The organism is Arthrobacter sp. Bi83 (assembly GCF_918698095.1).
GTDB lineage: Bacteria > Actinomycetota > Actinomycetes > Actinomycetales > Micrococcaceae > Arthrobacter.
In genome coordinates this window covers 1-22,197 of sequence record NZ_CAKKLY010000064.1, presented here as the reverse complement: position 1 = coordinate 22,197, position 22,197 = coordinate 1, and the positions used below count along the sequence as shown (strand labels likewise).

Sequence of the window (22,197 nt, the reverse complement as noted above, 5' to 3'; positions counted from 1 at the left end):
CTATGATCTCCCCGGTCATGAAACTGGACCTGTCGCTTGCCAGAAAAACGGCGAGGTCGCCGACGTCGGCGGGGCGCCCTATGCGCCCCACAGGGTGTAGGCGATCCAGGGCCCTGTATGCGGCTGCCGGGTCGGGCTGGGAGGCCAGGTAGGCTTCGCTCAGTTCGGAAGCAATCCATCCTGGCGCAATCGCATTGCACCGGATATTGTCCGCACCCAGGTCCACCGCCATGGCGCGGGTCATCCCGTGAATGCCGGCTTTGGACGCACAGTAGGCGGCATGGCCGGGGTTGGCGGCCAGACCTTCGATGGAGCCGATATTGATGATGCTTCCCCCGCCTCGCCGGCGCATGTGCGGTAACGCGGCTTGGGCCAGAAACAGCGGCGCCCGCATATTCAGGGCCATCATCAGATCCCACTCGGCCGGCAGGATTTCGGAGACGCTGCGCTCAAACATGATCCCGGCGTTGTTGACCAGGATGTCGATGCCGCCGAAGTGCGAAGCTGTGCCATCGACAACCTCAGCTGCAGCGGACGGGACGCTCAGGTCCGCCTGGATGCCGAGAAGGCCCGGGTGCCCCTCGAGGGCGGGCTCGAGTGGCTGGCGTTGGACCACGGCGACTTGGGCTCCTTCCTCCAGGTAGCGGTCCACGATACCGCGGCCTATTCCGCGTCCCCCGCCGGTGATCAGGGCGGTCTTGCCTTCAAGTTGCATAGCTCTTCCAATCATTTTGCCTGCCGATTTTGGCAAGATCTGCAGAACCCTAGCGTTTCGTTCGGTGGCGCAAGCAGGATTCTCCGGAAGGGCATTGATTCCCAAGGTGAGCCATGCCACAATGAAACGCAGTCGTTCGAAAAATGAACGTCACGTTCAATTATCTTAGACCCCGCTCCCCGTAAATGTCCGCCGAGAGAACATAGACGTTCCCCGCGGCACAGTCAGAAAGGAAGACATCATGTCGATCATTCATCGGGCCGTCGCCATCGGCCAGAAGCACCCGGTCCGCACGTTCGCCGCGGCTGCTGCTTCCCCGCGCCAGGTTGAAACGGACGTGCAGGCACACCGTCGCTCCCCTCAGCTAACGTGCCTGCCGTGGGTGGGCCTATGCCTGGAGGGCGACGAGATTGATGCCTCCGGCGGCACCGAATCCTCCCGGAGCGTCAGCAAGGAATTGGATGCATTCCTCCTTGGTCTGATGTACGGCGAATAGAGAAATCAGCATCCAATGTCACCCACGCTAACCTCGCAAAGCACTACCGACGCCAGCCCCTAGCTTGGGGGAGCCAGCAAGCGTAGCGTCGGTCGGAGAAACGGCGGCGCGGGCAGCCGCAGGACTCACAGGTGACGGCACGCTGTCGCTAGTTGCTCGGAGGTGGCCTCGATGGCTGGGTGGAATGCTGATACGGCGGCCGGCCCGCTGGGGGCCGGGACGGTCACGTTGGTCGAGGGTTCATCCTTTTGCATTTCTTTGCCGAACGGGGACATCCGTGCCGAACATCCCCATGGCCTCTTCGTGCAAGACGCCCGCATCCTCTCGGGCTGGAGCCTTACGGTTGACGGCCAGCCGCTTGAGCCGCTGGCGGCCGAAACGAAGGAGCCGTACCGGGCGCTGTTTGTCGGACGGGTTCCCCGCTCAGACGGCTACGCCGACAGCCCCCTGATCGTGGAGCGCCTGCGGGAAGTGGGGGCCGGCATCCAGGAGCAGGTCACCGTTCGCAACTACTCCCTGGAACCGGCCGACTGCGTAATAGCACTGAGGATCGAGGCGGACTTCGCGGACCTCTTCGAGGTCAAAGAGGCACGGATCCAGCGGCGCTGGGAAGAAAGCCGCCAGGCCGACGCCGACGCTCTCACCGTTCGGGGCGTCTGGCAGGACGTCCGGAAGGGCGTGGTTGTCCAAGCCCCCGGTGCGGACATTTCGGCGGATACCGTGACGTACCGGGTGTCCGTCCCGTCGCACGGACACTGGAGCACAGTCCTGACCGTGCTGCCCAGCACCGAGGGAGCCGGTTCCGCGACGGCATTTGTCCATTCTGACGGGGAGGGATTGTCCCCCCGGGACCGGCGCCGACGGGATTGGGTGGCGAAGATTCCGGTCCTGCAGATGGGGAACCGCTCGATAGAAAGGACCCTGCGTCGCAGCTACGACGATTTGGGCGCTCTTCGGATCGAGGACCCCAATCATCCGGAACGTGTCGTGGTGGCCGCTGGCGCGCCGTGGTTCATGACCCTGTTCGGCAGGGACTCGCTGTGGGCTTCGGTAATGGCGATGCCGGTGGACCCGTCCCTGGCCCTGGGCACGTTACAGACCCTGGCAGACCGCCAGGGAACCGTGGTGGACCCGATGACCGAGGAGGAACCGGGCAAGATCCTCCACGAGGTCCGGCTCGACGTTTCCAGCGGGCTATCTCTGGGCGGCAAATCAAACTACTACGGCAGCGTCGATGCGACGCCCCTGTTCCTGATGGTGCTCGGGGCGGTCAGCCGCTGGGGATTCGCCGCGGATACCATAGCTGCCCTGCTGCCCCATGCGGACCGTGCGCTGGAGTGGATCATGAACTACGGGGACAGGGACGGCGACGGCTTCGTCGAGTACCAGCGCCTCAATGACCAGGGGCTGATCAACCAGGGCTGGAAGGATTCCTGGGATGGCATCAACTTCGCCGACGGAACCCTGGCCGAGCCGCCCATCGCACTCTGCGAGGTCCAGGCCTACGTCTACGTCGCGTATCTGTCGCGCGCGTGGCTGGCGTACGACGCCGGGGACACGGCTTTTGCGAACGAACTCGCCGACCGGGCGGCGCGGCTGAAGAAACAGTTCAACGAGCAGTTCTGGATACCTGAACGCGGGTACTATGCCATCGCCCTCGACGGCAAGAAGCGGCAGGTCGACGCGTGCGCTTCGAACATGGGGCACTGCCTGTTGCAGGGCCTTATTGACGAGGACAAGGCCCCGCAGGTGGCGGAACGCCTGATGTCCCCGGAAATGTTCAGCGGCTGGGGCGTACGTACTTTGGCCAGCGACATGGGCGCGTACAACCCCGCCAGCTACCACAACGGATCGGTCTGGCCCCACGACAACGCAATCGTCGCCGCCGGACTCCTCCGCTACGGCTTCGTGGCCGAGGCGCAACGGATCGCCACCGGCATGATGGATGCGGCCGAGCACTCCGACGGCCGCCTCCCCGAGCTGTTCTGCGGCTTCAGCCGGGAGCAGCTCGCCACACCCGTGCCCTATCCAACGGCGTGCTCGCCGCAGGCCTGGGCAGCGACCGCCCCGATCCAGCTCGTGACCAGCCTGATGCGGTATGACCCGGTCGTTTCCGCCGGCGGCGTATGGATGGATCCCGTTCTTCCGGAGTCGTATGGGGACCTGCACATCACCAACGCTCCGCTGGGCGGTGGCCGCATCACTATCGATATTGCCAACTCCGTCCCCTCCGTCCAGGGACTGCCTGAAGGGATGGCGTTCCACCGCGGGCACCGTCCGTGGATGATTGAACTGGTCGAGCAGGCCCATCGCCGGCGAACTGAAGCACGCCGCCAGGCGGACCGGCCGCCCTCAGGTTAAAGAGGTTTTAAGCGGGGGGTAAGCAGGCGCCGGCGTTGAATCCGGCCTTTTGCCGTGCCACAATTAGCTGAACGTTCACGGAGTGAACATAACGTTCACGCAACCCCCTCAAGCCCTGGCATTGCTCCCGCCAGCCCTGAAGAACACAAAAAAGCAGAAGGAGAACCATGGACGTGCTGTCCGAGATCGCGGGATGGACTGGAGCAGCAGTGATGTTGACCGCCTACCTGTCCGTATCCATGGGCTGGGTCCGGACGGGACGGCGCTTCCAAGTGGGCAATCTCCTAGGTTCATTCGCCTTCATCATCAACGGCGCCTACCACGGCGCCTGGCCCTCCGTAGTGACCAACATCGTCTGGTTCCTCATCTCGGTCACTGGCCTCCTGCGGATCCTGCGCAAGGGCAACGCCGCTGAACCAGCAATCAGCATCGGTTCTTTGCAAACCGCATCGGCGCAGGGGCAAATTACATCGGTTTCGCAGAATCCGGGAGGATGCCAAACGGAATTTACGGGACATCAGTCCGGCGCCTGCTTGCCGGGTGCTGAACGATACCGCGAACCCGCTTCGGCCTGCGATATGGGCCCTTCAGTCGTTCCTGCCAATGCACATGCGTAGACGGTCCGGGGCGAAGTTCTAAACCGCCCAGTCGGTGTCGTCGTAGGCGCGGCCGCGGAAGTGGGCGCGGAGGTACTCCCCCACAACGGCAGCCCCCAGGTCCCCGGCCTCGGGCGCAACGACCCGGCCGTCGATCCGGCGGACCATACGCTGGACGAACGTTTCGAGGCCTGGGTCATCGCCGAGCCGGAAGAACGTTGCTTGGGTGCCGGCACGCCCTAGGCGGTCCAGCTCGGCGACCGTGGCGCGGATGGTTTCCGGGTCCGGCGGCCAGCAGAACCACGACTCGCCGTCGGGCAACAGGTGCGCCGTGGGCTCGCCGTCGGTCACCACGAGGAGGACGGGCTGCATCGAAGGGTGCTTGCGGAAGAAACGGCCAGCCAACAGCAAACCGTGATGCAGATTGGTTCCCTGCTCCCGCAGGGCCGGAAGGGCCGTGAGCTCGCCGATGTCCATGGACTGGGCGTAGCGGCCGAACGTGATCAGCTGCAGCCGGTCCCCGCGGAACCGGGTTGAGACGAGGTGGTGCAAGGCGAGGGCGGTGCGTTTCATGGGCACCCATCGCCCCTCGGCGGCCATCGAGAACGACACGTCGGCGAGCAGCACGACGGCGGCCTGCGTGCGCGCCTCCGTCTCCGTCACCTCGATGTCACCAGCGCCAAGGCGCAGGCCGCGGCTGGGATCACCGCCGTCGGCAATGGTCCGGCGGATCGCGTTGGTCATGGTACGGGTAACGTCCCACGGCTCTGCGTCGCCGAACTCCCACTGGCGGCTGGACCCGGTCTGCTCGCCGGCCGCCCCGGCGACGCGCGCGTCGCGGCGCCCCTGCCGGCCGGACAATTGCCTGGCGGTGTCCCGCAACAGCGACCTGCCTAGCCGTCGCATGGCCTGCGGCGACAACCTAAGGTCGCCGTCGGCCCCGCGGCGCAAGTAGCCGCCGTCCTGCATCGCCCGCTCGATTTCGGCGAGGGTGCGGGCCGTCACGGAAGCATTCTGTCCGAGTTGGCGGGCGAGGGCATCGAGGTCCAGGTCGTCAAGGCGCGACCCGTTGTACGACTGGGAGAGCTGTTCGGCCAGCTCGTCGAGTTCGGCGATGTCCTGGAGCACGCCGGTGCCGTCGCCCAGCCCGAGTCCTTCCTGACCCTCGAAACGTTCGGAGCCGCTCCAGTCCTCGCCGGGGCGCAGGGCGCGCAGGCTGGAGTCGAGTTGACCGAGCTGGGCCATGAGTTCGGGCGAGCCGAACGCCTGGGCGGACAGCCGCATCAGCTCATCGCGCTGCTCCGGGGACATGGATTGCAGGAGCCGCTGGGCGGCAGCAGCCCGCTGGGCGAGGGCGTCCACCAGCTCCTCGACTGATTGTGGATTTTCCGGAAAGAACTGGCCGTGCCGGGCCATGAACTCCTGGAAGTCCGCGTCGGTGTCCTCACCGCGCCGGTGTTTGCCGAGCAGCTCGTTGAGGTCGCGCAGCATCTCGCTCACGGCTGCGCGGTCCTCATCGGTGGCGTTCTCGAGCGCCTGTTTCATGCCGGCGAACCGCTGGTCAAGCATTTCGCGGCCCAGCAGGTCCTTGATCCTCTCGTAGGCTTCCCGGGCGGCGCTCGACTGCCAGTCATAGGAGGCGAGTTCGTTGACCGCTGCTGCCGTGGATCGGGGCAGGTTCTGCAGTTGCAGCTCCCGGAAGGCACGGTCGGTGTTGTCCATCATGGCGTCGCGGGCGAGCTGCTTGCGCTCCTCCAGCACCGCGGTGTCGAGCAGCTTCTGGACCTCGCTGAGGGTGCCGTCCAGCCGGTGATGGCTAAGCAGTTCACTCCGGCGCTGTTGAACGCGCCGGGCGAGGTCGTCGAGCCCTTCCCGGTTCCGGCCGCCGCGCCGCAGGAACTCCTGCAGGGCGTGCCGGGGCGAGTAGCCTGCCATGACGTCCTCGGCGACGGCGTCAAGTGCCTCCGCCAGGTCCACCGGCGGGGCGAGCGGATCCGGCCCTCCGGTGTACCGGCCGTATTTGGAGGACCGGTTGTGAACGCCCATGACCCCTCCTGTACCTAGCCGTAGGTCGTCGCCTCGTCGTCGGACTCCTTGGAGATCCGCCGGGCGAGGTAGAGACCTTCCAATGCAAGTTCGACGGCGGCAGCCCGCTGCCCGTCGCTTTTCGCGCCCAGGCGCTCACTGATCTGGTCGTAAAGGCGGGAACCGTTAAGGGACGGGAGGTTTTGGAGGAACTCCCGCGCGGTGACCTGTTCCCCGGTAGTTACGGTCTTGTGGCCGTCGAGCGCAGCCACAAGTGGGGCCATATCGAGACCCTTAAAGTGCGCCCGCACCGCTTCGGCGGTGGCGGTGCGCAGGAGGTGGTCAAGGACGCCTTGTTCACGCCCTTCCTCACCGGACTCGAACTCAAGCTTCCCCGTGAGGACTTCCGCTGCGGCCTCCAGGTCGACGATCCGGGCGACGGCCTCGTCCTCCCCGCGCATACTGGCCCGGCGCAGGGCCGCGGCGGCCACCGTTTCGGCGCCCGCAATGGGGAACCGCGCGGAAACCCCGGAGGTCTGGTTGATGGCCGGGGACTGCCGCAGTGCTCGTGTATAGCGGGCCAGGATCTCGAGGATGACGGGCGGGACATCGGCCACCAGCCGCCCCTCTTGCCGGATTACGGAAACCTCGTCGTCGAGCTCTATCGGGTAGTGGGTGCGGATCTCGGCGCCGAAGCGGTCCTTCAGGGGCGTGATGATCCGGCCGCGGTTCGTGTAGTCCTCAGGGTTGGCAGACGCGACGACGAGCACGTCGAGCGGCAGCCGCAGCACGTAGCCGCGGATCTGGATATCGCGCTCCTCCATCACGTTGAGCATGGCCACCTGGATCCGCTCGGCGAGGTCGGGCAGCTCGTTGATGGCGATGATCCCGCGGTTGGAGCGCGGGACAAGACCGTAGTGGATGGTTTCCGGGTCCCCGAGACGGCGGCCTTCGGCCACCCGCATCGGGTCGACGTCGCCGATGAGGTCGGCGACGGAAGTGTCCGGCGTCGCGAGCTTTTCGACGTAACGTTCCGAGCGGTGCCGCCACGCCACCCGCAGCCGGTCCCCTTCGGTGATGGCGCGGGCTCGGGAGTGCTCCGTGATCGGTTCGTACGGGTGTTCGTTCAGCTCCGATTCCTCGATCACTGGCGACCACTCGTCCAGCAGCCCGGCAAGCGTGCGGAGCAGCCGTGTTTTGCCCTGTCCCCGTTCGCCGAGCAGGACGACGTCGTGGCCGGCGATCAGGGCACGCTCGAGCTGGGGAAGGACGGTCCGGCTGAAACCGAACATCCCGGGCCACGGATCGCGGCTGGCGGCGAGCGCAGCGAGGAGGTTGTCGCGGATTTCGTGGCGCAGGTCCTTGTGGACGTGGCCGGCTGCACGCAGTTCGCCAACAGTGAAGATATCGGGACGGTCACTCACCTCTCTACGGTAGTCCTCGAACGTGCGGGGAATCGAGCAAATTCTTCCGATTCCCGGTCGGGGCCCCTGCCGCTACGCTTGATCCTGATGACTGCAGCAGCGCCGGCGGCACCACCGGCACCACCGTCGGGACCGCAGAGAACCCTTCTCCTGCTGGTGCGCCACGGGGAAACGCCCACCACGGGCAAGGTCCTGCCGGGGCGGGCCCCGGGATTGCATCTGTCCGACCGGGGCCGGGCCCAGGCTGACCGGGTCGCGGAACGGCTCGCGGGCCTTCCGGTCGATGGCGTCTACTCCTCGCCGCTGGAGCGCACCCGTGAGACAGCGGAGCCCGCGGCAGCCCGCACCGGACTGGCGGTGCAAGAGGACGCCGGCCTCATCGAGTGCGACTTCGGCGAGTGGACCGGCGTCCAGCTCGCCGAACTGGCGGGCCTGCCGCAGTGGCAGACCGTGCAGCACAGTCCGTCGGCCTTCCGCTTCCCAGGCGGCGAGAGTTTCACGCAAATGCAGGCGCGGATCGTCGGGGCGCTCGAGGCACTGTGCGCAGCCCACGCCGGGGGCGTCGTCGTATGCTTCTCCCACGCAGATCCCATCAAGGCCGCTGTGGCCCACGCCCTGGGCACGCACCTGGACCTCTTCCAGCGGATCGCCATCAGCCCGGGGTCGGTTTCGGCCATCGCGTATGTGGAGGGCCAGGCGCCCGCTGTGCTCATGGTGAATTCGACGTCGGAACCCCTCAGCGGGCTGAGGGCGGGATAGCGGGTGTCGGGGCGGGAGGTGACACTGCTCGGCGCGGGACGCGTCGAGCTGCTCGGACGCCTCCCGCGCAGCAGCAACGAGACGTTCCTTGTTCAGGTCTCCTGTGGGGACGACTCCGCTCGGGCGGTCTACAAGCCGGAAACCGGGGAACGGCCGCTGTCCGATTTCGAGCCCGGACTGTACCGTCGGGAACGCGCGGCGTACCTGCTCAGCGAGGCCCTGGAGTGGGGAATCGTGCCGCTGACGGTGATTCGCGAGGACGCCCCGTTGGGGATCGGTTCGCTTCAGTGGTTCATCGAGTGCGACTTCAGCGAGCATTACTTCACTCTGTATGCGGACGCACCAGAGACCCATCGCGACCTGTCCCAGATCGCCCTGTTCGATTACATCGCCAACAACACCGACCGCAAGAGCGGGCACGTGCTGCGCGGCCATGACGGACGGGTGTGGGGCATAGACCACGGGCTGTGCTTCTCGGCAGCGTTCAAGCTGCGCACCGTGATCTGGGACTTCGCGGGTGAACCCATCCCCGGCGCCCTGCTCGAGGACATCGCTCCGCTCGCGGAGGCCGTGCCTGTCGAGGTGGCCGAGCTCCTCGACGACGCGGAGGTCACCGCACTGCAGCGCCGGGTGCGGCGCATGCTGCACGAAAGGGTGCTGCCGGTTGACCGCACCGGCATGCGGTACCCGTGGCCGCTGGTGTGAGTGTCCAGGACTCTTTGACGGCTGCACCTCAGCCGTCGATGCCCGGCCTGAGGCTGAGGTCGCGCCATTGGTCCAGTTCCGTGCGCTCTGCCTCTTCAACCGGAATCACATAAACGCGGTGGCGTTGGCGGGTGAACCGGTTCCTCCGGTGATGTTCAGAGGCTTGATGCTGATGAACGCGTCCCAGTTGCCGGCGCTTTTCATGTATCGACTGAGGGGTCCGAGCCGCCATAGTTCGCCTAGGGGCATGCCGAGTTTGGCGAGGAGTTGCTGGTGCATCATGCCGTGGTCGTGGGGGGCACTGCTAAGGAAGGGGCTTGCTGGGACCGGGGGTAGGCATTCGAGAGCAAAGTTGTCGGCGGCAAGGAGCGCGACCCGGTGGTCCCACGCCCAGGCGACAAACTCCTGTGACTGACCGACGCCGGTGGCCCGCCGGCTGTCACGGGTCCGTTGTTTGTCCTCCAGTGTCAGGTCCAGGAACCATTCGCACCAGCCGGTGTGGAGCATGACGATGTCGCCCGGCCGGAGGCTGACGGACTGGGCCTCGGCTGCCGCCTGGATCAGGTCAAGGCCGAGCGGTTCGCCTCCAGCATGGTCGATGGGAGAACCCTGGCCGGCGCGATATCCCTCGAGGTCTATCAGCACTCCCCTGCCGGCAATGGGTTTGTCTGCCCATTCTTGAATGCCGAGGTCCGGCGTGCCTTCCCTAATCCGGTCATCCGGGGTGCCGTTGTAAAAGCCGACGTCGTCCGCCCGGCGGTGGCGCAGTCCGTCGATCTGGGTAGATCCCTGGAGGTAGTACCCGTCCAGGTAGTCGTCGCGGTGGGCAGGATGGGAGGAGTAGATCGTGTGGCGCGGTGCACTGCGTTTGAGTGACATTCCGGGATCGAAGGCGTCGGCTGGGTAGTCGAGGCCGAAGACCGTGCCGGTCCTGATGCAGCTCCTGGCTTCCAGGATGGTGTCCTGGACGATGAAGGATGGCGTTCCGCGGTCCGGTTCGGGAAACAATCCCCAGGATGTCCCGGCAAGCCGGCCTTCCCTTTCGAGCAGTTCGGCGAACCTCGGGTAGGTGCCGTCGCCGGTCGGGTTTGTCATCGTGTGGTTGCTTCCTGCCGTGTCTGTCCCTGTTTCTGGGGGTGCTTGTAGCTGAGGAGGAAGCCGGCGACGGCGCACACGGAGGCCGCGATGCACAGCGGGGGTTTGATGGATTCGTTGAAGAATCCCAGCCAATCGCTTTGGCCGGTGGTGAGGGCGATGGCCTGGCCTGCCACGAACAGAATGCCGCCAAGGAGGAGTGCAGCGAGGGTCAGGACGAAGATGGCTTCGATGGCTCGTCTGGTCTGGTGCATGTCTTGGTTCCTTTAGATCGGCAGAATGCCGACGATGATCAGCACGCCGATTCCCAGCAGCGGCAGGGCATAGTGGGTGAGCAGGCGGGCGAAGGTCTTGAGCGGGTCCACATCAGCGATGCCGCAGGCGACGTAGAGCGGCGCGCCTCCAGGGGGAACCGCCGCTTCGCAGGAAGAGAAGATCAGCACGGCGACGGCGGCGGTGGTCGCCGGGACGCCGGCGGCAACGAGGGTGGCGACGCCCACGGTTCCGACGGCGGCCATCGTGGCCGTGGCGGAGAGCGGCGCGGCGACGGCGATGACGATCAGCCCGATGAGGATCGCGAGGAGCCACAGGGGCAGGTTCAGCTGGTTGAGCAGCGCCGTCATCTGTTTTGGCAGCCCGGTGGCGGCGAGGGCGTTGGCCCCGGCAAAGGCGAAAACTACCGTTATCCCCACAATGCCGAACCTCGGGGAGGACTCCCGCAGCAGGGCCCACCAGGCGCGGCCGCTGCCCGGAAGCTGTTTCCTGCCCAGCAGGGCCCCGGTGATGAGGAGGACGACCGGGATCCAGACGATGACGCTGACGGTTTTGGTGATGTCGCCTCCGGTCCACTCCGACAGTGCCGTGGCGATGGCGCCGGAGGTGATGATCAGCGGGATGGCCACCACAATGAACAGCAGCAGGGTGGCCCAGCCACGCCCAAAGGCTATCCGGGCAGTCAGCCGGTGTGCGGGGTCCAGCGGCGTCATCCCGCTCTTGCGGATCAGCAGCCAGGTGACAATCAGCCGGTGCAGGAAGCACCACAGACCGCCGATGAGCAGGGGAAGAACGAGCGAATTGACGTTCAGCAGGGGGCCGACGGTGGCGGACCCGACGAGGACGAACATGGAGGCACTGAAAGGGAAGGTGATGCCCATTCCGGCGTTTCCGGCCACGAGCGTCGCGGCCGAGGGCTTGTCGAGCCGGGATTTCTCCATCCAGGGGATGGTCACCGAGCCGACGGTCGCGGCGATGGCAGCCTGGTTGTGCACGACCCCGCCCAGACCGGCGGACGCCACGGTGGACACCCAGGCGGGGCCCCCCTTGACGCCGCCGATCAGGGAGTTCAGCAGGTCGATGAGCCTGTCCAGCACGCCGGTTTTGTCGAGCAGGTATCCCATGAAGACGAACGCCATGGTGGCGTAGACGATTTCGTCCGTGGCGGCCGAGTACAGGGAGGACCAGCCGATCTGTGCCGCGGCGGCTCCCGTGAACGGGAGCACGGCCAGGAAGCCGAGGATCATGGCTTCGCCGACGCTGCGTTTGATCAGTGTCGTCCAGAGCAGGATGACGGCCAGGTAGGCCCCAAGGGCCCAGATGCCGATCATGCTGCTGCTCCTGACAGGGAATTTCGTACTAGAAGGTTCATCGTTGGTTCCTGTAAATGATTCTGCCCGATGCCGGGGTCAGCGCAAGGCCGGCGCCATCGGCGCCGTTTCCTGGGCCATGCGTGTCATGGCGGTGGCTGAGGCTGCCGTCATTTCGGCGGGTACTCCGAGCTCGGAGAGATAGCTGGCGGTGTCCTGCATTTCCTTGGAGCGGCGCAGGGCGTGTTTGGTGGTGCCGGTCAGGAACCTGTCGATGACTGCCTGGCCGTCGCCGGCGAGTTGCCCGGCGATCTGGGTGCGGATCCAGCCTTCCAGCCCGGCGGCCCGTCCGGCGGTGACCGCTTCGACGACGACTGAGGCCATGCCTTTCATCAGGACGCTGCGGAGCAGTTTGTGGGCCATCGCGGCTCCCGGTTCCCCGGCGGCGATGTCGACGTCGGCGCCCAGCGGGGACAGGAGCTGGGCCACCGCCTGTGAGCCGGGGCCGCTGACCATCAGGGGTGTCTTTACACCCTGGGTGGGGACGGGTCCGAGGATGGCGACGTCGGCGAAGAGGGCGGCGCCGGGCAGCCGCCCCAGTTCCTGCATCACCTGGGGTGAGGAGGATGTGAAGTCCGCATAGCAGCTGCCGGCAGGGAGGACCGGCAGGCATTCCTGGGCCACGCTTCGCGCGGCGGCCGCCCCGGTGAGGACGAGGACGATGTCCGCGCCGAGGCAGGCCTCGCCGGCGGTTGCCGCCCGGACGACTCCGGCCGGAGTGGACGGGGCGACAGGATCAAATCCCGTAACGCTGTGGCCTGCTGCGACCAGGGCTGATGCATAGGTTGCCCCTGCTTCTCCGAGACCGATGACGGTGCATGCTGTCATGAGTTTGTGTCTTTCTTGCTTAGTGGCGGGAGGCGACGATGGTGGCCCGGCGGTCGGTTTCGTCGGCGAAGACGGCCTCGGCGGCTTCCGCCACGGTTGCTGCCTGTTCCCGGGGGACGACGACGACGCCGTCTGAATCGCCGATGATGATGTCTCCGGGCAGGACGGGGACACCTCCGAAGGAGACGGGTGTCCCCAAGCGGGAGGGCCCGTCCTTGTAGGGGCCGGCGGGGGTGGTGGCTCGGGCAAAGACGGGCATGCCGATCTCGCCGAGGGCTTCGGCGTCGCGGGCCGCGCCGTCCAGGGCGAATCCGGCGAGGCCGAGGTTGATGGCCCGTTCACCGATCAGTTCACCCAGCAGCGCCCGGGATTCGTCCCCGCCGCCGCTAACGACGATGACGTCTCCGGGTCGGGCGAGCTTCAGGGCGCGGTGGATGCCCTGGTTGTCTCCCGGGCGTGTCCAGACGGTGAAGGCGGGTCCGGCCAGGCGGGCGCCGGGCCAGATGGCCTGGATGGCTGAGTCGGCGACTCCGAGGCGGTCCATGGCGTCGCCGATGTTGGCGGCGGGGAGCTTGGCGAGGCGCTCGACTAGGGCCCGGTCGGGGCGGGCGAAGTCCGCGTTGGTGTCTTCAAGGACGGGCGTTGTCATGGTGAATTCTTCCGTGGGTGGCGGCAGGAGGAGGGGCTAGTTTTTCTTCTGGACCAGCGGAAGGGCCTTCTTGAAGTCCTCTTCCTGTCCGGCCCAGAACTTCTCGTAGTCGGCGCCTGAGAGGTAGCTGGTCTGAAGGCCGAGGGCGCTCATCTTTTCCTTGACGGCAGGGTCCTCGATGGCCTTCTGCAGGGCGGCTTCGAGCTTCTTGGCGACGGCGTCAGGGAGCCCGGCGGGTGCGGAGTATCCGCGGGCGGTGCCCGCTTCGACGTCGTAGCCGGATTCCTTGAAGGTGGGGACGTCCGGCAGCGAGGGTGAGCGTTCGGCCGTCATGATGCCCAGGACACGGGCCTTGCCCTGCTTGGTCAGGTCGGTCACGTCGCTGACGTTGGCGACCAGGACATCCACGTGCTTGCCGAGGAACGCGGTGGTGGCCTGGGATGCGCCATCGGAGAAGTGCACCGGGGCGAACTCGGAACCGGTGGTTTCCTGAATCTGGGCCAGGGCGAAGTGTTCGCCGGTCTGCAGTCCGGTGGTGCTGGCGGTCATGGATTTCGGATTGGCCTTGGCGGCGTCGAGGAGTTCCTTCAGCGTCTTGTAGGGGCTGTCCGGCTGCACGGCGATGACGGCCGGATCGACAACCTGCCGTCCGAGGGGCTGGAAACTGGCCCGGGTGTACTTGGCGCCGCGGGCCGGGTCCAGGGGTGAGACGACGACCGACGGGGAGCCCGTTGCGCCGATGGTGTAACCGTCGGGCTTGGCGCTGGTCAGTGCCGTGTAGCCGATCTGCCCGCCGGCGCCGGGCTTGTTAATGACCTCGACGTTCGTGCCTAGTTCTTTTTCCAGAATGGGCTGGACGAGGCGGGCCGCGGTGTCCACGGCACCGCCAGAGGAGAAGGCCACGATCAGGTCGATGGACTTGCCCTTCTTGGGGAAGTCGTCCCCGGAGACGGTGGAGGCGCCGGCGTTGGCGCCGCAGCCGGTGAGAGCGATGAGGGCTGCAGCGGCGAAGGCTGCGGTGATTTTTATGCGTGACAAGGGTCTTCTCCTTCGAAGAGAGGTGTGGGTTGGTAGGTAGTCGGACGTAGGGGATAAAGCAGGGTTAGGCTTCGGGGTCCTCGGTGAGGGCCTTGGGCTTGCGGAACTTCAGCAACGGACTGCAGATGATCAGCACCCCAAGGCCGATCAGTACGGCGGAGATGGGGCGGTTGACGAAGACGCTGAAGTCGCCCTGGGAGATTTCCAGGGATTCGCGCAGTGAACGTTCCATCAGCGGGCCCAGCACCAGGGTGAGGACCATCGGCGCCAGTGGGATGTCCAGGTTCCTCAGGGCCAGGCCGAGGAGTCCGAAGCCGATCATGACGAAGACGTCGAAGACGCTGAAGTTGATGGTGTAGGCACCGATGACCATGAACAGCAGGATCAGGGCGGTCAGGATGGGAGTGGGGACGCGCAGGATAGAGGTCCAGAGGCCGACCAGGGGGACGTTGAGCAGCAGCAGTAGCAGGTTGCCGATGAAGAGGCTGGCGATGATGGCCCAGGCGATGTCGGAGTGTTCAGTGAACAGGCTGGGTCCGGGCGTCAGGCCTTGCTGGAGGAAGGCGCCCATCAGCACGGCGATGGTCGGGGATGCCGGGATGCCGAGGGTGAAGAGCGGGATCAGGGCGGCGTTGGCGTGTGCGTTGTTGGCTGTTTCGGGGCCGGCCACTCCTTCCACCGCGCCTTTGCCGAGTTGGTGGCGGAAGCGGGAGAACTTCTTCTCGGCGGCGTAAGACAGGAGGGACGACACCGATCCGGTCATGCCTGGAATGAGTCCGAGGCCGAAGCCGACGCCTGTGCCCCGGGCCATGGCGGGGGCGCTGCGGCGCCATTCCGCCCGGGTCGGGAGCAGTGAGCGCATGCCGGGGGCGTGCACCAAGGGGGTCTCCGCGTTCTTGCGGTAGGACAGGATTTCGGAGAGCCCGAAGACGCCGACGATGACGGCGACGAAGCTGACGCCGTCCAGGAGCCGGTCCATCCCGAAGGTGAAGCGCGGGGCGCCGGCGACGGGGTCGATACCCACCATGGAGATCAGCAGGCCCAGGGCCCCGGAGATGAGGGCCTTGACCATTGACTTGCCGGCCAAGGCAACCAGCAGGGAGATGCCGACGACCATGAGTGCGAAGAACTCCGGCGGGCCGACGAGCAGGCCCAGTTCACCGAGTGGCTTGGCGGCGGCGACCAAGCCGATGGTGGCGATGGTTCCGCCAACGAAGGATCCCACCGCGGCCAGGGTCAACGCGGCACCTGCCCTGCCGAGCTTGGTCATCGCGTAGCCGTCGATGGTAGTGATCGCCGACGATGCCTCACCCGGTGTGTTCAAAAGGACGCTGGTGATGGTTCCGCCGTACTGGGTGCCGTAGAAAATGGCACACAGCATGATGATCGAGCCGGTCGGATCCAGGTTCAGGGTGAGAGGGATCAGCAGTGCCACGCCTGCTACGGGGCCGACGCCGGGAAGGACTCCGATGATGGTGCCCAGCAGGCAGCCCAGGAAGGCGAAGATCAGGTTTTGCCATGTCATGGCGGCCGCGAAGCCGCCGAGCAGTTCGGTGAGTGTGTCCACGATTAGAGTCCGATCAAGTTCAGCGGAGCGAATGCCGAAACGGGAAGTGCGACGTTGAGGCCGTAGTTAAAGGCATAGAACGCGCCGACGCTTCCGGCGAGGGCGATGATCAGCGAAGACACCCAGGTCCGGCCGCCGCGCAGTTTCAGGTGATACAGCAGGAACAGGAACATGCTCAGCTGGAAGCCAAGCAAGTCCATGACCGACGCCAGAACAACGAGGCTGACCCCGACGGCGATCACTACCCCCCGGTCGATCCCCTCGGACCTCTCACTCGGCCGGCGAAGCTCCTGGACCAACCAGAGAGCTGACATGGCCACCAGCACCCCTCCCATGGCGAACGGGAACAGGCCGGGGCCAGGGCCCAGCGATGTCCACAGGCCGAGGCCGACCGAGCTGACCAGGACGTACACGCCGACGGCGGTGAACGCACCGATGCCTGTCAGCACCGAGGGAGCGACGCGGCTGGTGCTCCTTGGTTTGGTCACTACTGACTCCATTGTCATCTTTTCCTTCTTACGCTCCGTGTTAGTTCATTTCATAGAATGAAAGAATATTGCGCCTGAAGAAATAGTGACAGGCGACACAGGCCCTGTCAAGCGCAAGGAAGTTACATACAATGAAAGAATGACGGTGACTTCGACACACTCAGCCAGCTCTCCCGAGGACGGCCCGAAGTCCGGGAACATGCGCTCGCTGTCACGGGCAATGGAGCTCTACGCCGAACTGCAACGCGCGGAGCGGCCACAGCGCCTCAGTGACCTGGCCAGGGCCTGCGGCATGAGCCTGCCGACCACGCTGCGGATCCTGCGCGTCCTTCAGGATTTCGGCATGGTCAGCCAGACTGACAAGTCCTACCGGATAGGGCCGGCGGTCCTGCCTGCCGCCCGAAGCTATCTAGAGAACGACCCCCTGGTCGTGGCCGCGCGACCGATCCTTCAGCAGGTGGCCTCCCAGACCGGGCTAACGGCATCGCTGTACACGAGGCTCGGCTTCGAAAGGATCCTCGTGGCACGCGTCGACGGCGACTCGCCCCTCCGCTACGACCTGCCGCTGGGCAAGCGCCTCCCCCTCACGGTGGGGGCGGCCGGGAAGATCCTGCTGGCCTCGGTCTCGGAGGAAGAACTTCAGCAGGTGGTGTCTGCAGCCATCGCAGCCGGGCATGAAGACAGTACGTTCACGGCCGACGAGCTTCGGGCGCGCCTGCCGGAACCAGGGGTCGACTACGCCTATTCCGCCGATGAGCGGGCCACCGGCGTCTTGTCCGTAGCCGTCGCCGTGCCCAACAGGGGTGGCCGCCCCAGCGAATCCATCGCCCTGACCAGTCCCGTCGAGGCAGCCAGCGAAGGCGGCCTCAATGCCGGCGTTCCGGAACTCCGGCGCGCCGCCGGCAGGCTCTCGGAACTCCTCGAAGGTTCCGTCTACTAGTACGCCTCGAGAATGCCAGCGGGGTAAGCCACGGTTCAAAGGGCGCCAAGGTGTGGGACACATCTGGTCTGTCCGCCGCTCTTGCTGGCACACTGAGCCGATGACGGAACCTCAACACCAGTCCAGGCGGCCCGGCATCCGCGCCGCGATGTTCGTTGACTTCGACAACGTCTACACGGGCCTGATGGCATTGGACCCGGCGGCGGCCAGGAGATTCGCAGAGGATCCCAAACATTGGACGGAAGCGTTGGCTGATGGCGGCGCAGGTGAGGAATCCCGGCGCTTCCTGATCCGCAATTGCTATCTCAATCCGGTGGTCTACTCCAAGTACAGGCCGTACTGGACCCGGGCGGGTTTCCGCGTGATCGATTGCCCCTCCCTCACGCAACGGGGCAAGTCCAGCACCGACATCAATCTGGTGCTGGACGCGATGGACGCCCTGTCCGGCGCGGCACAAGTCGAGCAATTCTTCATCGCGTCGGCGGATGCGGACTTCACGTCCCTGATCCAGCGGTTCCGGGCGGCTGACCGCATGACAACCGTCATTGCCGCCGGCGCCGTAGCATTCGCGTACCGGGAGATGGCCGATAACGTGGTGGAGTCCCACGACTTCGTGGCAATTCTCAACGGGACCCCGGCCGGAGTCCCCCGCATGGTGGCATCTGCCGGACTTGGTGCACCGCTCCGCACCGCACCAGGTGTCCCAGGATCCGCGACGGCGGCGGCCGACGAGGTCCGCGCCCTGGTGCAGGCTGCGCCGGGCCCGGTCACCGGGGCGGTTGCGGCGCACAGGGCCCTGACCGCAGACCCGTCGCTCAAGACCGACTGGGGCGGCTTCGGCAAGTTCGGGGCCTGGATCGCCCAGATCGGCCAGGGCGTGCAGTACTCGTCCACGCCGTCGCCCGGCTGGGTGTGGGACGCCAAGCGGTTTTCGCCGGAGCTCTCCGCGCTGGCACCCGAGGGCCGGCCGGCGATCGAGGAGCAGGTCACCCGGGTCACTGACGTGCCGGCGCTGTCGTCCGAACAATTCCGTCAGGTTTTCCTGTCGCTGGAGGCGAAGTTGCGCGAGCACTCGGGCAATCGCAGCGAACTGGCACGGTCCGTCCGGGACGACTGTGTTGCGGCCGGGCAGCCGGTGTCCCGCTCAGCCGTCAACTTCGTGATCCAAGGCGTGGTGTACGCGGGCGGATCCCTCCCGGACGACATGCCGGCCAGGGACCTCGCTGCCGCGTGGACAAGAAATGTTGAAGAGCTGTGCCGGCTTGCCCTCATGGAGTTCGACGACGCAGAAAAGCTCGCGCTCCGGCGCTGGGCCGGCGGCGGGCTGCTGGAGAGCTAGCCGACGGCGGGACGTCCCCGCCGCCGACATTGGTTTAGCCCCGCGCTGTGGCTGCACTCTGGTGGGCACGGGTTAGGTCTTGCTGGTTGTCGACGTCAGCAAGACCGTCGAGAGTCAACCCTACGCCGCGATGAATAGTGCCCAGCCAGGCAAGGGATCCACCGGTAATGGTGGCCCGGTCTCTCCGGGACAGGCGGCACTGGCAAGTACGTGCGGCCAGTCGGGCGGTTCCCACTCCTGTTGTTCGCTGGGATAGGAGCGTCCCGCGGGTGAGATCCAGTGGCGGCTGGTCCCGGGTGGCGTCACCTGGCCTCCACGCTGAGGTGTGTTTGAGTCGGTGGTGCCTCCGGCACGGCTGGCCCAGGTTGGTGATGCCGGTGCCGCCTCCCTCGGACCAAGCCAGCAGATGGTCCGCTTCATTATCCAAGGAGTGGTTGTTGCAGCCGGGAAAAAGGGCAGCGTCCATCCCGAAGCCGCAACCATTGGCGCATCGCCTTCGGAACCCGGTAGCTGGTGCGGCCGATCTCCAGCGGCGCTCCGCTGCCCGGATCGGTCAGCACTCGCAGGAACGATCCGGCGCCATCCGCGACCAGCCGGCGGGCCATGCTCGCCGGAATAGGACCGTACCCGTCCAGCGTGGCCGGGTCCGTCCCGGTGCCCAAGAGCGACAACACCGGAACGGTCACCATGACCTGCGCCTTGGGCGACGGGGTTCCTTCCGCCACCCCCACCAGCAGCCAGTCAGCGGCGACGTCCGCACGGAGCTGGGTCAGAGTCCGGGATTCGGTCGGCCCCTGCAGGGTACGCGCCGCTTCCGTGGCACGGGACCAAACAGCCGCTGCCACATCCGCAGTCACATAGGCCGAGAGCCAGGCCATGCCGTCCCGGTCCGGGACATATTCCAGCCGGCGGCCTTCCGCACCCCTGCGGTGGCGCGCTTCGATGCTTACGGGATGGTGCCGCTCACGCCAGCTGCGCGCTTTGGCGCGGAACCTTCCCGGCACCAGCTCCCCCGCCGGGCAGCCACGCGCTGCAAAGGGAGCTTCGGGGTCCAGGAAGTGAGCCTCCAAGGCAGCAGCCGCGGCAGGGTCCAGACCCGATGTTTCATCACACATCACCCGCGCGTGCTGCCATGAAATGCTCCCTGCCCGCAGCGCAGCGAACGTCAGTGGCAACCCGGTGGTCAGGGTGGCTGAGTCCGCCAGTAACGCCGCTGCCGATCTCTCACTCACCGTCATGACACAGGCCACCTCTGCTGTCACTGCCATTTCCTGGGCCGTGCGCTCCTGCGGCGAAACCGCCGGGGCCGCCATGGCTGCGGCAGCGTGGGCGTATCCGGCGGCGAAGTGCACTTTCAGCGCGGCCATCATGGCTTCCATGGTGCCCGCCTCAGCCAGACCGTCCAGGCAGGCGTCCGCTTCGTCCTGAAGAGAATCAGCACCAGGCGGGGCCACGTTCCCGGCCCCGCGACCGGCAAATGCAGCCAACGCAGCAAGGGAGGCCTGCATGGCCTCCAACGTCTCCGCAACTGCTCTGCCTTCCATACGCACAGCATGACAGCAGGCACTGACAATAACGCCGGCCTCGGAGTTCCAGGCAATGTCAGCTTTCCAGAATCTGCCTGATCCCGAACTTTCCGACAGCGAACATCCGCGGATTATCGTCGGAGTTGCTCAGCATGGCGGTGGACAGGATGAGAGCCCAGCCCCGGGCCCTCATCCAGGTGTCCCGTTCCACTGCGGGGCCAAAGGCGTCCATGAAGCGGCGGCGGGCGCCGGCGTCGAACATCAGCCACCCCACCGCAAGATCGACAGCAGGGTCCCCTGCCCCGACGTCGCCGAAATCGATGACCCCAGCCAGCGAGCCGTCGTCCGCCAGAAGGATATTGCCCGGGTGAAGGTCCCCGTGGAGCATCATCGCCGGACCATCCCAGGCTTTAGCAGCACAGGTCCGCGCCCACACCGCTCTCAGCGCTGCTGCCTGCGGGTAGCGTTCGCGGTCCCCGAGCCGTTCCACCACCGCAGCGTCACGGTCCGTCAGCGGCACGCCGCGGAACGGATTCATCGGGACGCATGTTTCGGCGGGCACGTGGAGGGACCGGAGAAAATCGGCCAGGCCCTCAGCGGCCCGCCCGCGGTCTGCCGGACCGACGTCGGCCGCGGCGGCTCCGGGGACCCACCGCACGATGCTCCAAGGCCAAGGAAAGTCCGACGTCGGCCGGCCGGCATGGACGGGCACAGGAACCGCAACCGGGGAGCGGCGGGCTATGTCGGGAAGGTAGCGCCGCTCATGCAGTATTAGCGAAACGGCCTCCGCCCTGCGCGGCAGCCTCACGGCCAGGTCCTCGCCGAGCCGGAAGGTCGCGTTGTCCCAGCCGTTCGCAACCCGCGCCAAAGGACGACCGCCGAGGTCGGGCCGCTGGTCCCGGACGAGGCGCTGGACGACTGCGTCACTCACTTCCACCGTTGCTGGTGGCATCCCCGCCATTCAGAGATCCGCCTCCCTGTTCCTGCGATGCAATCTGGTCCTCTCCCTTGTCCGAATATAGTTCAGATTCCCGAGAGCGGATGGGGCGCCTTCGCGCAGCCAGGTTTAGGCGCGAAGCAGGCGATGAAGCGGACGACGGCGGGACTTCCCGCCGTCGTCCGCTCAGAAAAAGCTGGCTAAGTAAAGCTGGCTGCTCGAGGCGCTTCAACGATGGCCAGTTGGCCGGTGGTGTCAGGGACGCCAGGAAACTGCACCTGCGGGGCCTCGGCAGCGGCCGCCGGCGAATCCTGTACGGACCGCATGCGAAGAAGCGCTACTGCGGAAATGAGGAACCAGGCAATATTCGTGACCACGGACGGCCACGCTTCGTGGAAGGCGCCATTGATAATGAAGGCACAGGCACCCAGGAGATTCGCGGCTTGGAAGCCCTTGCCAGCCTTCAGCCACCCCATGGACACCGCCAGGAAAGCACTGAGAATCGCAACCGCGCCTGCCCAGCCGGAAATTTCAAACAGCAGTTCCATGATGTCCTTTCGGGGGTGGTGCCCGGTTGCCATCCGCCGGGCGGAGTGGAGCTGGCGGGCTATAGGTGGGCGTTTTGGTAGAGGCCATTGCCGACTGAACCACTGGATCAGCGTTTGCTCCGCCGTCCGCGCGAGGGCTTCATTCGCTTGGACCGCCAGTCTGGATTTCCGCTGTTGGTTTTGGCTTTCAAAAGCAATTATGAGCACGACATGCGTGTAGTTCAATTGCATTCCTCTGAAGATGTGGTTTAGAACTACTTAACATGGATATTGATCCGCGCCGGCTGCGAGTTCTCCTTGCGATCGCCCGCACCGGCGGGGTGCTCGCCGCGGCTGACGAACTGGGAATCACGCCCTCGGCCGTGTCCCAGCAGCTCAGCAAACTAGAGGACGAGACGGGGCATGCGCTGGTGGTGCGCACACCCAAAGGCTCGATTTTGACACCCGCCGGCATGGCCGTTGCAGAAGCCGGCGAAGAGATCGAACGCGCCCTCAGCGTCGCCCGCGCCCGCATGGAG

Annotated in this window: 21 protein-coding genes and 1 pseudogene; 8 read left to right on the top strand and 14 right to left on the bottom strand. The window is 66.0% G+C overall.

Annotated elements, in window-relative coordinates; translation table 11 throughout:
• Nucleotides 1–715: SDR family oxidoreductase (locus LQ144_RS20620; RefSeq protein WP_230120993.1), on the bottom strand; the 715-nt coding region annotated here is incomplete at its 3' end.
• A gap of 241 nt (nucleotides 716–956) precedes the next feature.
• On the opposite strand from LQ144_RS20620, the gene LQ144_RS20615 reads away from it, so the two are divergent.
• The 3 genes from LQ144_RS20615 (at nucleotide 957) to LQ144_RS20605 (ending at nucleotide 4,189) form a co-directional block, all read left to right on the top strand.
• The gene (locus LQ144_RS20615; protein WP_230120991.1) at nucleotides 957–1,211 is read left to right on the top strand and encodes a hypothetical protein; all 255 of its coding nucleotides are present in this window, start codon (nucleotides 957–959) and stop codon (nucleotides 1,209–1,211) included.
• Between the two features lie 171 nt (nucleotides 1,212–1,382).
• The gene (locus tag LQ144_RS20610) at nucleotides 1,383–3,572 is read left to right on the top strand and encodes a glycogen debranching N-terminal domain-containing protein (protein WP_230120990.1); all 2,190 of its coding nucleotides are present in this window, start codon (nucleotides 1,383–1,385) and stop codon (nucleotides 3,570–3,572) included.
• A gap of 167 nt (nucleotides 3,573–3,739) precedes the next feature.
• Complete coding sequence (locus tag LQ144_RS20605) at nucleotides 3,740–4,189, top strand: hypothetical protein (protein WP_230120988.1); 450 nt, start codon at nucleotides 3,740–3,742, stop codon at nucleotides 4,187–4,189.
• Between the two features lie 18 nt (nucleotides 4,190–4,207).
• Here LQ144_RS20605 and LQ144_RS20600 read toward each other — a convergent pair whose 3' ends face one another.
• Nucleotides 4,208–6,214, bottom strand: coding sequence for a VWA domain-containing protein (locus tag LQ144_RS20600; RefSeq protein WP_230120986.1), 2,007 nt, complete (start codon nucleotides 6,212–6,214; stop codon nucleotides 4,208–4,210).
• Between the two features lie 14 nt (nucleotides 6,215–6,228).
• Nucleotides 6,229–7,617 (bottom strand): sigma 54-interacting transcriptional regulator, encoded by a 1,389-nt coding sequence (locus tag LQ144_RS20595; protein WP_230120984.1) that lies wholly within the window; start codon nucleotides 7,615–7,617, stop codon nucleotides 6,229–6,231.
• Between the two features lie 87 nt (nucleotides 7,618–7,704).
• On the opposite strand from LQ144_RS20595, the gene LQ144_RS20590 reads away from it, so the two are divergent.
• Nucleotides 7,705–8,376, top strand: a complete 672-nt coding sequence (locus tag LQ144_RS20590) for an MSMEG_4193 family putative phosphomutase (RefSeq protein WP_230120977.1) — start codon at nucleotides 7,705–7,707, stop codon at nucleotides 8,374–8,376.
• Between the two features lie 3 nt (nucleotides 8,377–8,379).
• Nucleotides 8,380–9,081: an SCO1664 family protein gene (locus LQ144_RS20585; protein ID WP_230120975.1), complete on the top strand. Its 702-nt coding sequence runs from the start codon at nucleotides 8,380–8,382 to the stop codon at nucleotides 9,079–9,081.
• A gap of 105 nt (nucleotides 9,082–9,186) precedes the next feature.
• On the opposite strand, the gene LQ144_RS20580 is transcribed toward LQ144_RS20585, so the two are convergent.
• The 8 genes from LQ144_RS20580 to LQ144_RS20545 all read right to left on the bottom strand — a co-directional run bounded on the left by LQ144_RS20580 (nucleotide 9,187) and on the right by LQ144_RS20545 (nucleotide 16,407).
• A complete protein-coding gene (locus LQ144_RS20580) occupies nucleotides 9,187–10,176 on the bottom strand; it encodes a cyclase family protein (protein ID WP_230120973.1) in 990 nt (329 codons plus the stop codon).
• Nucleotides 10,173–10,430 carry a hypothetical protein gene (locus tag LQ144_RS20575; RefSeq protein WP_230120971.1) on the bottom strand — a complete coding sequence of 86 codons (258 nt, stop codon included), beginning with the start codon at nucleotides 10,428–10,430 and terminating at the stop codon, nucleotides 10,173–10,175. The genes LQ144_RS20580 and LQ144_RS20575 overlap by 4 nt, the downstream gene beginning before the upstream one ends.
• A gap of 12 nt (nucleotides 10,431–10,442) precedes the next feature.
• Nucleotides 10,443–11,780, bottom strand: a complete 1,338-nt coding sequence (locus LQ144_RS20570) for a TRAP transporter large permease subunit (protein WP_230120969.1) — start codon at nucleotides 11,778–11,780, stop codon at nucleotides 10,443–10,445.
• Between the two features lie 78 nt (nucleotides 11,781–11,858).
• On the bottom strand, nucleotides 11,859–12,647 hold the full coding sequence (locus tag LQ144_RS20565) for a DUF1932 domain-containing protein (protein ID WP_230120967.1): 789 nt from the start codon (nucleotides 12,645–12,647) through the stop codon (nucleotides 11,859–11,861).
• A 19-nt stretch (nucleotides 12,648–12,666) separates the two neighbouring features.
• Nucleotides 12,667–13,296, bottom strand: coding sequence for a methyltransferase (locus tag LQ144_RS20560; protein WP_230120965.1), 630 nt, complete (start codon nucleotides 13,294–13,296; stop codon nucleotides 12,667–12,669).
• 36 nt (nucleotides 13,297–13,332) lie between these two features.
• Complete coding sequence (locus LQ144_RS20555; RefSeq protein ID WP_230120964.1) at nucleotides 13,333–14,334, bottom strand: tripartite tricarboxylate transporter substrate binding protein; 1,002 nt, start codon at nucleotides 14,332–14,334, stop codon at nucleotides 13,333–13,335.
• Nucleotides 14,335–14,398: 64 nt separating this feature from the next.
• A complete protein-coding gene (locus LQ144_RS20550; protein WP_230120962.1) occupies nucleotides 14,399–15,901 on the bottom strand; it encodes a tripartite tricarboxylate transporter permease in 1,503 nt (500 codons plus the stop codon).
• 2 nt (nucleotides 15,902–15,903) lie between these two features.
• Nucleotides 15,904–16,407, bottom strand: a complete 504-nt coding sequence (locus tag LQ144_RS20545; protein WP_230120960.1) for a tripartite tricarboxylate transporter TctB family protein — start codon at nucleotides 16,405–16,407, stop codon at nucleotides 15,904–15,906.
• A 121-nt stretch (nucleotides 16,408–16,528) separates the two neighbouring features.
• Between LQ144_RS20545 and LQ144_RS20540 the strand changes: the two genes are divergently transcribed.
• Both LQ144_RS20540 and LQ144_RS20535 read left to right on the top strand, forming a co-directional pair.
• Entirely contained in the window at nucleotides 16,529–17,329 is an 801-nt protein-coding gene (locus tag LQ144_RS20540; RefSeq protein ID WP_230120958.1) for an IclR family transcriptional regulator, read from the top strand.
• Nucleotides 17,330–17,429: 100 nt separating this feature from the next.
• Nucleotides 17,430–18,668, top strand: a complete 1,239-nt coding sequence (locus LQ144_RS20535; protein ID WP_230120956.1) for an NYN domain-containing protein — start codon at nucleotides 17,430–17,432, stop codon at nucleotides 18,666–18,668.
• Nucleotides 18,669–18,788: 120 nt separating this feature from the next.
• Here the strand turns inward: LQ144_RS20535 and LQ144_RS20530 are convergent.
• From LQ144_RS20530 to LQ144_RS20520, 3 genes and pseudogenes are all read right to left on the bottom strand, one after another.
• Nucleotides 18,789–20,176, bottom strand: a pseudogene (locus LQ144_RS20530) (DUF222 domain-containing protein).
• 94 nt (nucleotides 20,177–20,270) lie between these two features.
• Nucleotides 20,271–21,125 (bottom strand): aminoglycoside phosphotransferase family protein, encoded by an 855-nt coding sequence (locus tag LQ144_RS20525; RefSeq protein ID WP_230120954.1) that lies wholly within the window; start codon nucleotides 21,123–21,125, stop codon nucleotides 20,271–20,273.
• A gap of 206 nt (nucleotides 21,126–21,331) precedes the next feature.
• A complete protein-coding gene (locus tag LQ144_RS20520) occupies nucleotides 21,332–21,679 on the bottom strand; it encodes a hypothetical protein (protein ID WP_230120995.1) in 348 nt (115 codons plus the stop codon).
• Nucleotides 21,680–21,942: 263 nt separating this feature from the next.
• Here LQ144_RS20520 and LQ144_RS20515 point away from each other — a divergent pair.
• Nucleotides 21,943–22,197: LysR family transcriptional regulator (locus tag LQ144_RS20515; RefSeq protein WP_230120952.1), on the top strand; the 255-nt coding region annotated here is incomplete at its 3' end.

Excerpts from the sequence above, each read along its gene's own strand:
- LQ144_RS20575 (WP_230120971.1), bottom strand. The coding sequence starts at position 10,430 with ATGCACCAGACCAGACGAGCCATCGAAGCCATCTTCGTCCTGACCCTC.
- LQ144_RS20565 (WP_230120967.1), bottom strand. The coding sequence starts at position 12,647 with ATGACAGCATGCACCGTCATCGGTCTCGGAGAAGCAGGGGCAACCTAT.
- LQ144_RS20600 (WP_230120986.1), bottom strand. The coding sequence starts at position 6,214 with ATGGGCGTTCACAACCGGTCCTCCAAATACGGCCGGTACACCGGAGGG.
- LQ144_RS20610 (WP_230120990.1), top strand. The coding sequence starts at position 1,383 with ATGGCTGGGTGGAATGCTGATACGGCGGCCGGCCCGCTGGGGGCCGGG.
- LQ144_RS20590 (WP_230120977.1), top strand. The coding sequence starts at position 7,705 with ATGACTGCAGCAGCGCCGGCGGCACCACCGGCACCACCGTCGGGACCG.
- LQ144_RS20540 (WP_230120958.1), top strand. The coding sequence starts at position 16,529 with ATGACGGTGACTTCGACACACTCAGCCAGCTCTCCCGAGGACGGCCCG.
- LQ144_RS20615 (WP_230120991.1), top strand. The coding sequence starts at position 957 with ATGTCGATCATTCATCGGGCCGTCGCCATCGGCCAGAAGCACCCGGTC.
- LQ144_RS20535 (WP_230120956.1), top strand. The coding sequence starts at position 17,430 with ATGACGGAACCTCAACACCAGTCCAGGCGGCCCGGCATCCGCGCCGCG.
- LQ144_RS20545 (WP_230120960.1), bottom strand. The coding sequence starts at position 16,407 with ATGACAATGGAGTCAGTAGTGACCAAACCAAGGAGCACCAGCCGCGTC.
- LQ144_RS20570 (WP_230120969.1), bottom strand. The coding sequence starts at position 11,780 with ATGATCGGCATCTGGGCCCTTGGGGCCTACCTGGCCGTCATCCTGCTC.
- LQ144_RS20580 (WP_230120973.1), bottom strand. The coding sequence starts at position 10,176 with ATGACAAACCCGACCGGCGACGGCACCTACCCGAGGTTCGCCGAACTG.
- LQ144_RS20605 (WP_230120988.1), top strand. The coding sequence starts at position 3,740 with ATGGACGTGCTGTCCGAGATCGCGGGATGGACTGGAGCAGCAGTGATG.
- LQ144_RS20560 (WP_230120965.1), bottom strand. The coding sequence starts at position 13,296 with ATGACAACGCCCGTCCTTGAAGACACCAACGCGGACTTCGCCCGCCCC.
- LQ144_RS20520 (WP_230120995.1), bottom strand. The coding sequence starts at position 21,679 with ATGGAACTGCTGTTTGAAATTTCCGGCTGGGCAGGCGCGGTTGCGATT.